This is a genomic window from Mesorhizobium sp. M1403, from assembly GCF_040317695.1.
In the GTDB taxonomy this organism is placed as follows: domain Bacteria; phylum Pseudomonadota; class Alphaproteobacteria; order Rhizobiales; family Rhizobiaceae; genus Mesorhizobium.
The window spans coordinates 33461-43748 of record NZ_JAMYKY010000034.1; the positions used below are offsets into that span (position 1 = coordinate 33461).

General features: G+C 60.2%; 10 protein-coding genes. 2 read left to right on the forward strand and 8 right to left on the reverse strand.

Annotated elements, in window-relative coordinates; translation table 11 throughout:
- Nucleotides 1–24: 24 nt before the first annotated feature.
- From ccoP to NKH01_RS31315, 5 genes are all read right to left on the reverse strand, one after another.
- Nucleotides 25–888: a cytochrome-c oxidase, cbb3-type subunit III gene (ccoP, locus tag NKH01_RS31295; RefSeq protein WP_352690200.1), complete on the reverse strand. Its 864-nt coding sequence runs from the start codon at nucleotides 886–888 to the stop codon at nucleotides 25–27.
- 2 nt (nucleotides 889–890) lie between these two features.
- Nucleotides 891–1040, reverse strand: coding sequence for a cbb3-type cytochrome c oxidase subunit 3 (locus tag NKH01_RS31300; RefSeq protein WP_352690201.1), 150 nt, complete (start codon nucleotides 1038–1040; stop codon nucleotides 891–893).
- Between the two features lie 11 nt (nucleotides 1041–1051).
- Nucleotides 1052–1783 (reverse strand): cytochrome-c oxidase, cbb3-type subunit II, encoded by a 732-nt coding sequence (gene ccoO, locus NKH01_RS31305; protein WP_352610875.1) that lies wholly within the window; start codon nucleotides 1781–1783, stop codon nucleotides 1052–1054.
- Nucleotides 1774–3405, reverse strand: coding sequence for a cytochrome-c oxidase, cbb3-type subunit I (gene ccoN, locus NKH01_RS31310; protein ID WP_352468490.1), 1632 nt, complete (start codon nucleotides 3403–3405; stop codon nucleotides 1774–1776). The genes ccoO and ccoN overlap by 10 nt, the downstream gene beginning before the upstream one ends.
- A gap of 605 nt (nucleotides 3406–4010) precedes the next feature.
- A complete protein-coding gene (locus NKH01_RS31315) occupies nucleotides 4011–4757 on the reverse strand; it encodes a Crp/Fnr family transcriptional regulator (RefSeq protein WP_352690206.1) in 747 nt (248 codons plus the stop codon).
- Nucleotides 4758–4912: 155 nt separating this feature from the next.
- On the opposite strand from NKH01_RS31315, the gene hemN reads away from it, so the two are divergent.
- Entirely contained in the window at nucleotides 4913–6262 is a 1350-nt protein-coding gene (gene hemN / locus NKH01_RS31320; RefSeq protein WP_352690207.1) for an oxygen-independent coproporphyrinogen III oxidase, read from the forward strand.
- Nucleotides 6263–6821: 559 nt separating this feature from the next.
- Here hemN and queE read toward each other — a convergent pair.
- Genes queE through queC form a run of 3 tightly spaced genes read right to left on the reverse strand, consistent with a single transcriptional unit; the run spans nucleotide 6822 to nucleotide 8607 of the window.
- Nucleotides 6822–7556: a 7-carboxy-7-deazaguanine synthase QueE gene (gene queE, locus NKH01_RS31325; RefSeq protein WP_023722052.1), complete on the reverse strand. Its 735-nt coding sequence runs from the start codon at nucleotides 7554–7556 to the stop codon at nucleotides 6822–6824.
- Entirely contained in the window at nucleotides 7553–7909 is a 357-nt protein-coding gene (gene queD, locus NKH01_RS31330) for a 6-carboxytetrahydropterin synthase QueD (protein ID WP_023722053.1), read from the reverse strand. Before queD ends, queE begins: the two co-directional genes overlap by 4 nt.
- Nucleotides 7909–8607: a 7-cyano-7-deazaguanine synthase QueC gene (gene queC, locus NKH01_RS31335; protein ID WP_031194962.1), complete on the reverse strand. Its 699-nt coding sequence runs from the start codon at nucleotides 8605–8607 to the stop codon at nucleotides 7909–7911. Before queC ends, queD begins: the two co-directional genes overlap by 1 nt.
- A gap of 601 nt (nucleotides 8608–9208) precedes the next feature.
- Between queC and NKH01_RS31340 the strand changes: the two genes are divergently transcribed.
- Nucleotides 9209–9598 carry a hypothetical protein gene (locus NKH01_RS31340; RefSeq protein ID WP_352453859.1) on the forward strand — a complete coding sequence of 130 codons (390 nt, stop codon included), beginning with the start codon at nucleotides 9209–9211 and terminating at the stop codon, nucleotides 9596–9598.
- Nucleotides 9599–10288: the final 690 nt, after the last annotated feature.

A 10288-nucleotide genomic window follows, 5' to 3' on the forward strand; every position in this document is an offset into this window, starting at 1 on the left:
GAGGACGAGAATAGGCTTGCGTACCTATTCTCCGCCACCAAGCGAATGGATATAGACCGCGAGTTCCTTGGCCTTGATCTCGCCGAGACGCCCGATCCAGGCCGGCATGACGCCGTGCTTCGGCGCGCGGACCTGCGCGGCGATGGCTGTTTCGCCAGACCCGTATAGCCAGATCGCGTCGGTCAGGTCGGGTGCGCCGAGCTCCCTGTTGCCCTTTGCATTCTCACCATGACAGGCCGCACAATTCTCGGCGAAAACATTGGCGCCGAGTTCGATCAGGCTTGTGTCCTGAACAGGATCGGAGAGGCTTGCGACATAGGCGCCGACCTGCTTGATCTGATCCGTCGTGATGATGTCACCAAAAGCAGGCATTTCCGACAGGCGCGTATCCGGGTCTGATGCGAAGCGGATGCCGTGCGCAATCGTTTGCTGGATCTGTTCGGCGTTGCCACCCCACAGCCAATCGTCGTCGTTTAGGTTGGGAAAACCCTTGGACCCTTGAGCGCCCGAGCCATGGCACTGCACGCAATTGACCTTGAACGCGGCGCCACCTGCGGCGACGGCGAATTCGCGTAGCGTATCGTCGGCAGTAATCTCGGAGACGGTCTTCGCCTGAATGGCAGCGACAAATTTACCCTTGGCCACTTCGGCCGCCGCCAGTTCATTCTTGACGTTTCTGCGGCTCGAATACCCCAGCACACCCCTGGTCGCGGAAGTCAGCATCGGCCATGCCGGATAGACGACGGTGTAGCCGATCGCCCAGGCGATGGTGATGTAGAAGGTGATGACCCACCAGCGCGGAAGCGGGTTGTTGAGTTCCTTGATGCCGTCCCACTCATGGCCGGTCGTCGAGATACCCGAAACCTCGTCGATATGCTCGCTGCCCATGATCAGTCGTCCTTGAGAGGAATGTGAGCGGCTCTCTCGGCTTGCCTGCGGCTGCCGGGGCGAAGTGCAAAGGCAACGCATCCGACGAAGAAAAGCGCCATGGCAAGCAGGCCCCAGCTGTCGGCAAACTCCCGCATGAAATTGTAGGTCATCGCCATTCTCCTCAGCGGTAGCCGGCGGCTTCGTCATAAGTCCTGAAATCGACCAGCGTGCCGAGCATCTGGAGATAGGCGACCAGCGCATCCATTTCGGTGACCTGCTGCGGATCGCCGTCGAAGTCCCCAACCTTGGCTTTCGGATAGCGTCTCTCCAGGCCCGATGTGTCGGCATTCGCATCGGCCTGCGCCATGAGATCGGCATTGGCATGAGCGATCATGTCGTCTGAATAGGGCACACCGACACGGCTGTTGGCGATCAGATGCGTCGAGAAATCCTTCACCTCGATTGGCATGTCCTTCAGAAACGCGTAGCTCGGCATGATCGATTCCGGCACCACGGAGCGTGGTTCGGTGAGATGCTGGACATGCCATGCGTTGGAGTAGCGGTCGCCGACCCGGGCGAGATCCGGCCCCGTGCGCTTCGAGCCCCACTGGAACGGGTGGTCGTACATCGACTCGGCCGCCAGGCTATAGTGGCCGTAGCGCTCGACTTCGTCGCGGAATGGCCTGATCATCTGGCTGTGGCAGAGGTAGCAGCCCTCGCGCACATAGATGTTGCGCCCGGCGAGCTCGAGCGGCGAATAGGGCCGCATGCCTTCGACCTTCTCGATGGTGTTGTCGAGATAGAAGAGCGGTGCGATCTCGACGATGCCGCCGACCGTTACGACCAGCAGGGACCCGAGGAGAAGCAGTGTGGCGTTCTTCTCGATGACCGCGTGTCTGTCCATCAAGCCCATTTTCTGGCTCCTGATCGCACAGGCTGGAGGGCGGGGATGGAGCGCGGCATCGGATCCTCCTCGCGCCGGTAGCCGAGGATGGTCATGGCGATGTTCCAGGCCATGATGAGGGCGCCCGACAGATACATCGCGCCGCCGATGGCACGCATGATGTAGTAGGGATGCATGGCTGCGACGGTTTCGGCGAAGGAGTAGACCAGGAAGCCCTGCTCGTTGTATTCGCGCCACATAAGGCCCTGCATGACGCCGGAGACCCACATCACCGCGGCGTAAACGACGATCCCAAGCGTCGCCAGCCAGAAGTGCCAGTTGACGAGCCGCAGCGAATAAAGCCGGTCGCGGTTCCATAACTTCGGGACCATGAAATAGATCGCGCCGAACGAGATCATGCCGACCCATCCGAGCGCGCCCGAATGGACGTGACCGATGGTCCAGTCGGTGTAGTGCGAGAGCGAGTTGACGGCCTTGATTGACATCATCGGGCCTTCGAAGGTCGACATTCCGTAGAAGGCGATGGCCATGACCATCATGCGGATGATCGGGTCGGTGCGCAGCTTGTCCCAGGCGCCCGAGAGCGTCATCAGGCCGTTTATCATGCCACCCCATGACGGCATCCAGAGCATGATGGAGAACACCATGCCGAGGGTCTGGGCCCAGTCCGGCAGGGCGGTGTAGTGGAGGTGGTGCGGACCGGCCCAGATGTAGAGAAAGATCAAAGCCCAGAAGTGGATGATCGACAGCCGGTAGGAATAGACGGGTCGGTTGGCCTGCTTGGGAACGAAATAATACATCATGCCGAGGAAGCCGGCGGTCAGGAAGAAGCCGACGGCGTTGTGGCCGTACCACCACTGCGTCAGGGCGTCCTGTACGCCGGAGAAGGCTGAATAGCTCTTGGAGCCCAGGAAGGAGACCGGCATCGACAGGTTGTTGATCACATGCAGCATTGCGATGGTCACGATGAAGGCAAGGTAGAACCAGTTGGCGACATAGATGTGCGGTTCCTTGCGCTTTAGGATCGTGCCGAGGAACAGGATGAGATAGGCGACCCAGACAATGGTCAGCCACAGGTCCACATACCATTCGGGCTCGGCGTATTCGCGGCTCTCGGTTATGCCGAGCAGGTAGCCGGTCGCCGCCATGACGATGAAGAGCTGGTAGCCCCAGAACACGAACCAGCCGAGATCGCCGCCGAACAGCCGAGCGCGGCAGGTGCGCTGGACGACATACAGCGACGTGCAGAGCAGCGCATTGCCGCCGAAGGCGAAGACGACGCCCGACGTATGCAATGGCCGTAAACGGCCGAAATTGAACCAGGGCTGGATGTTGAGATCCGGGTAGGCGAGCTGCAGGGCGATGACCACGCCGACCAGCATGCCGACGACGCCCCAGAATACGGTGGCGATGGCACCGTAGCGGATCGGCCCATCCATGTAAGCGGCGGGGTCGATCGGAACTGCCGGCTTGAACTCCGTGTTGCGCAACAGAATCGCAGTGAAGCCAGCCACGGCGAAGAACAAAACCCACATATGCCGGCGAAAAGGTTCATCTACGCCGAAGCCGGCAGCCACCAGGGCCGCAAACGCAAACAGGCTTAGAAGGACGATCTCTGTGCCGAATTTCATCGCAAGCCCCGATTTCCGATTCCGGCGGGCGCCAAACCGCAGTGCCTTATTGCGCAGCCGTGGCCTGCTCGCCCTGATCCATGTCAGAGCCGCACGATTTTGCTTCGAGCAGGATCGAGTTCGGTGCGATCAGACTGTGGCGATCGAATGTGGAAGCGCGGCACCGGCCGCCACGCTTATGGACAGGCCCGGCGTCCCAGGTCGGGCCGGGTTTGGAGGCGATCGCGGGCGTGTGGGAAGCGCGCCTTCTGTGACGCTGGAAAGTAGGCCGATGCCTTGCCGAACGTCGATCGTTTCAATGCCTTGGGACAGCCAGCGCCAGCGTTGCGCTAACTTCGTGACATACATGGTTCGGGGAGACGGCGATTTTCCCCTGCGTATGAAGCGTATTGACTTCGGCCGAGTGCGATCCTGCCTGGAACAGCCGGTTGCACGTCGAGCACGTCGAGGATGGATGCTTCGCCGACGAGTTGGCCGAAACGCACCTGGCTCATGCGATCGGATGGAGAGCGGGCTGTCGCTATGCGACTTCTTCTAACGCCCAACGCGAGCATGCCCTGCCCCGAACGAAGTAAGTGACGTAGGCCATGCAGCTTCGGTGTCATTCAAACGGCGGTTGCGCCTCGGCCGCCGCAGCGCCGTTCCAGCCGGCTCATGCTGTCCACGGTGATACGGCGGTTGTTCTCGATCCGAATCACGCCGTCCATTCTCAGGCTGGTCAGCTGACGGCTCACGGTCTCGTTTGTAATTCCAAGGAAATCAGAGATGTCGGCACGCGTCATCGGCAGCTCGAAGCACGCCGACCTGGCCGCCGGGTCAACACTGGAACCGATGTTCCGGGCGATCATGAGGAGAAAGCTCGCCACCTTCTCCGGTGCGGTCTTGCGCCCCAGAGTCACCATCCATTCGCGTGCCTCGTCGAGTTCGTTCAGCGCCTGCTTGAACAGGCGATGCACAAATTCCGGTGATTCCTTCATCAACCGTTCGATGGCCGCTCTCGGAAACGAGCATAGCGAGACAGCTGTTGCCGCTTCCGCATTGATCGCGCTTTTCATCTTGAAGGGCCGTCCCAGAAAATCCGGCGCGAACTGGAGACCGACGATCTGCTGGCGGCCGTCCGAAAGGCTCTTCGTGAGCTTCACCACGCCTGAAAGCACGTTTGAATAACAGTCGACCGCCTCGGCGTCGCCGATCAGTTCGACCCCCGGCTCGATATTGTGCCGCGACGACGTCTTGGCGAGCTGAGCCAAATGGTCTGGTTCGAGCGCACCACAGACACCGCGGTGCCGTGCCTCGCAAGACAGGCAAAGAACGGGAATGCCGGAACTGTGAATGTCCTGCCGTAATGTCATTCGATCGCTCTACCGGTCCACTTGCGGGCAGGATAGCAATCGACGGTAGAAAAATCCTTGCGGCAGTTTGTCCGTGCTGAACGTTGATCGAAATCAGGGCTTAGGCTCATCCAAGCATCCACAGTTCCGGCGACGCAAACACGGTGGACCACGACATGCGACTGGAGCTAGCTGCCAGACTTGGCGAGAACGTCCCGCGCTATACCAGTTATCCGACCGCGCCGCATTTCCATGCGGGGGTCGATGCCGTCGTTTACCGAGGCTGGTTGGAGGCGCTCGAAGGTGGTGACGAGATATCGCTTTACCTGCATATTCCCTATTGCGACAGGCTCTGCTGGTTCTGCGCGTGCCATACCAAACAGACGCGCCACTACGAACCAGTGACCACATATCTGCGCTCACTGCATGCCGAGATCGCCACCGTCTCCAGTCTTGTCACCGGCAAGGGCCGAGTTCGCGCGGTTCATTTCGGCGGCGGTTCGCCGACGATGCTCAAACCGGAAGATATCGTGGCGCTGGGAACCGTCCTGCGCAACAGCTTCACGTTTCTCCCCGGTGCAAAGATCAGCGTTGAGATCGAACCCAACGATATGGACGATGCCCGCCTCGATGCACTTGCCGAAATCGGCATGACAAGGGCGAGCCTCGGCGTCCAGGATTTCGACCCGAAGGTGCAGAAAGCGATCAACCGCGAGCAGAGCTTTCTGCAGACCAAGACAGTTGTTGATGGCATTCGTTCGCGCGGCGTCGAATCCGTCAATCTCGATCTGCTCTACGGCCTGCCGCATCAGACCAGGGAGAGCGTCGCCTCCACGGTTGCACAGGCGCTGACCCTGGAACCGGATCGGATCGCGCTTTTTGGCTACGCCCATGTGCCGTGGTTCAAGAAACATCAGACGATGATCGACAAGGCCTGGTTGCCGGGTCCGGCGGAGCGGTTTGCCCAATCGCAATTGGCAGCGCGGGCGATCATGGACCAGGGATACGAAGCAATCGGGCTCGATCATTTCGCCAAGCCGGGCGATGCGCTGGCGCTTGCGGCACGCGCCGGGACTTTGCACCGGAACTTCCAAGGCTACACCGAGGACTGCTACGAGACCTTGATCGGCCTTGGCCCATCGTCCATCAGCCAGTTTCGCCAGGGCTATGCACAGAATATGCCTTCGACCGCCGAGTATGGACGCATGGTTGCTGATGGCGGGCTGGCCGCTGTTCGGGGTATCGCGCTTTCCGACGACGACCGTGTTCGCGGCTGGATCATCGAGCGATTGATGTGTGACTTCGCCTTCTCGGCGATTGAGCTGGTGGAGCGCTTTGGCGAAGCCGGCCAAAGACTTCTCCTCAAGGCGAGTTCCACGGCCCTCCAAGATCCTGCGCGGTTGCTTGAACTTGATGGTGACCGCTTCGTCGTGCCTGCGGAAAGCCGGCCCTTTGTCAGGAGCATCGCGGCAAAGTTCGACAAATATTTCGAAAGTGGAACGGCCAGGCACTCAGCGGCAGTCTGAGCACCGCAGAGGAACGGTCATGGTTCTCAGTCGATCGTGAACCGATTGCGCTACATTTTTCACTGTTGATCGGCGACCGTCGTGTCGAGACAGGATTCGGAGCGGACCAGACGCGTCTTGGTATAGCGACGATATCGTCCGGTCGTGCCTTCCGGCGCCGTATTCCATTTCGCAGTCCCTGAAGCGCCACGTCGAGTCCGGCCTCTTTTCTGTATCGGAAGCAGTCGACAATCGTCCTGGCCAGATCATGGTTGTCGGCCGACAGCTCCCTTCGGCCTTGCAACAAGAATCCGCAAGGACCGTGCCAGCTGCAGCAGGCGCCGCCGCATCGCACCACCACACTATCCACCCGTGGCTCGCGCTAACCTTTGATTGGTTCGCGCCAGGCCGACGCCCGTCGAAACCGAGCCTCGGCAACATTCCGAGTCGTAAGCGGCTGGCCACGCTCTTGGTGCCGGTGGCAGAAAGTCCGCAAGCACCCCGGCAGCGCCGTCAAGCGTGGGACAACCCGTCCACCCGAATATCCGCCGGCGCAGTTTCAGTGAAAAGCGGGCCTAGGCTAGACGGCTCTCTTGTTACCCCAGAGCATAACGTGCAGCTGCGGCAGCACACGGGCTTCGAACCACCTGTCGCGGGTCACGGCATCAACCAGCCACTCCATGCGCTTCAATATTCCGTCAAGGTCGACAGGAGCGTCTTCATTTGCGGGGCGTGGCGGCGTGTGATTGCCGGGTTGCAGATAGATCGGAAGTCGCGGAAATCTCGCAGCGGCGTCTTTCGCGTAGGCGTAGTCCCTTTCGTCGAAAACAATGAGCTTGAGCACGACTTGCGGCCTGCCTTGTGCCGCCTGGAGGCACGCCTCGAAAGCGGCCCAATCGGTCGTCATTTGGCTTGACGGCGGCTTTGGGCTGAGGACTAGCACGTCGAGGTCGGCAAACCAGTCCCTGGCCACCGAACCTTGGGTTTCCAGCGCAAAACGGTAACCTTCACCATGGCCTCGCTCGATGAGCGCGCCGAGCGGCTGGATGGCCGGATTGCCGCCTGACAGCGACACCATCAGCGGGCGGCCACCGGAAAGCGCAAGCACGTTTTGCCACACCGCGCCAATGGACATCATCTCCCATTCATGGCGGAATTGATTGTCCACCGCATGCAGGCTGTCGCACCAGGAACAGCGATAGTCACACCCGCCGGTTCTGACGAAGACCGTCGGCAAACCGATGAGCACGCCCTCGCCCTGGATCGTCGGCCCGAAAATCTCACTCACGCGGATTGCGGGATGCGTATCGGTCATGGCCGGTATTCCGCCCAGGTTTTCGGCGTTTCGCTCACCCGCACGGCCGAGGTTTCGCGCAGGCGTGCCTTGCACCATTCATAAAAATGTCTGGCCAGATATTCCGCCGTGACTTGCTCATGTCCCAGCACGTCGTTGAGATGTCGGTGGTCGAAGCTCTCGTCGATGTAGCGTTTGAATGGCGCCAAATCGTGATAGTCGCGCACGAAGCCGTTGTCGTTCAGTCCATTCGCTGAAAGCTCCACTTCAACGATGTAGTTATGCCCGTGCAGGCGCGCGCATTGGTGATCGGGTGGCAACGAGGTGAGCTGATGCGAGGCTGAGAAGTGGAATTCCTTGGTGATGCGGAACATTACGCGGTCCTCCTTCGCAGCGCATCGAGCCAGAAGTCGGAGTCCTCGTAGTCGGTGGGGTCCGGCTGCCCAGAGAGATGAAACGCCTCGCGCCGCTCGACGCAGGTCCCGCACCTCCCGCAGTGACGCTCGGCGCCCTTGTAGCAGGACCAGGTCTGCGCAAACGGCGTGCCGTATGCTGCTCCATTCCTAACAATGTCCGCCTTCGTGAGATTCACATAGGGTGCATAAATGCGAATCTCCGCGTAGCCGTCGAGCGCGTGGTCCTGCATCATCTGGAAAGCGTCGATGAAGGCCGGACGGCAGTCGGGATAAATGAAATGATCCCCACCATGCACGGCCGTCGCCACCGCCTCAGCGCCGTGCGCTGCGGCGAAGCCGAAGGCAATGGCCAACATGATGGCGTTCCGGTTCGGCACCACCGTGACCTTCATCGTGTCTTCGGCGTAGTGCCCGTCGGGCACGTCCACATTATCGGTCAGCGCGGAGCCGGAAAGGCCGCCGCCGATCTCGTGGATGTCGATGATGCGGTGCGGGACGCTCAGTCGCTCCGCGCAAAGGGCGGCGAAGCCCAATTCCTTCCTATGCCGTTGGCCGTAATCGAAAGATAGGAGGCCGGCGAGTTCGTGCTCCGCTGCCACCTTGTGAGCAAGGGTAACGGAGTCCAATCCGCCGGAGCAGACGACGAGAGTCTTCATTTTTGGGTCCTTGTTTTAACCGGGTAGGCTGCGACCGGAGATTTCTCTGCGCTCCCAGTACTTCAGGAAATCCATTTTGTGAAGTGAACGGGGGACGAGTTTCATGCGCTGACGTGCCGCTGTGTGCAAGGCGCCCTCGCGGTGAGCCTGCAAGGAACACGGACTAGCGAAACGTCACGCTTCAGCGGAATGCTCAAAGGCGAGCGCACCGGAATATGCTCTGCAGGAGGTCCGGACCTTCGTAAACAAAGTTCTCGACGATCAAGCGCCCGGCGGTCCAGAGCTTCGAGGGACGCCACCGCGAGGGTTTCAGGTACAAGACGGCCCGAAGATGGGCTTGCCGCAAGAGAACGGACTTACCAGTGGGATGTTCAGCGACGCCGATGCAGATGTCTGGAATGATCACGACATCAATTGTCGCGGCAACTTTGGCCTCGGGTTCCGTAGATCCAGCGCATTCCGCTTCAGGATCGGTTCGAACCGGAGCACGCCCTCGGTCAATGGACGACCGGCAAACCCTGAATGATCGGTCGTGAGCCGACATCTGTGAACAAGCGGTGTGGTCGATTGCTATCACCCATGTGTTGCGCGCAGGTACCTTATGGCAGTGGATGAACTGGATTTGATGGTTTTACGGCTGGCGGTCGAAAGCGTCCGCTCGCTCTCCTTAAGCTTCGCTGAAAAGGCCGCCGAGGTAGCCACCAGGAGCCGCGGCATCCTGCTTTTCGACGTGCGGGTCGACGGTCATGCGGGGGTCCAGCGGGTCGCAGCCATCCGATATCAGGGCGACCAGATCGGCGTGCTGGCGTTGGACAGACAGGGCCTTGTTACCCACCATTGCATCGTCAACGGTACGTTCTCACATTTCATTGCGCCCTTGGAGACCTGGCACAGCATGCCCCTGTCGATGCAGGCCAAGATCGATGCCAACGGCCATGCCAGTCTCTTCCTAGGGGCCTTGCGAAATGCCGGACATTTGCTGGGCAGCTAGCATTTGGCCAGAATGCATCTGTGAATTTTTGCATGCGCATCGCTGCCGAACCGCCGGCATGATTGTCGTGCTCGAAAACGGCGGCGGCGATCGCGGCAAAGCGATCGCCGCGATGATGGCGATCTACGCGTGGGCGTTGCATCGATGCGCGATCGTTTAGACAGAGGTCTCCGCCTGGCATCGAGCAACATGCACGGAGGACGCAAAGCGCAAATGCATCAAGTATTTGAAGGGACGAGCCCCTCGCGCAAATGGAGCTTGCGCTGCCGTTGTCGTCCCATCGTGCCGCCGAACTCGGGGGCGTGACGATCGACCACGATGGCCTATTTTTTTGCAAAGCCGAATGTCCCGATTCCGAAGCCAAGGAAAAAACTCCGACCACAGCGAAGAATAGTAACAACACGGCGACGCGAGCCGCCTTGCGCTCTAGCAGGGGAGGTGCTTGCGGTGCTCTCACCGACACAAGATCGCAAATGGCACGTGGGTGAGCACCAGAACTGGCGACACGCATGGTGATCGGCTTGACTCGCTGGAGGAAGCACAAGGCCTCAGTGGGCGGAGGCGCCAGCGACGGTCGAATACTGACTGGCTGCTCGGGATCTGATCGTTGAAATGACGTAGGATTTGGTTGCTTAAGCCGATCCGAACCATTTCCCGGAGACCACACCCACCATGAACGATCTTGCGCTG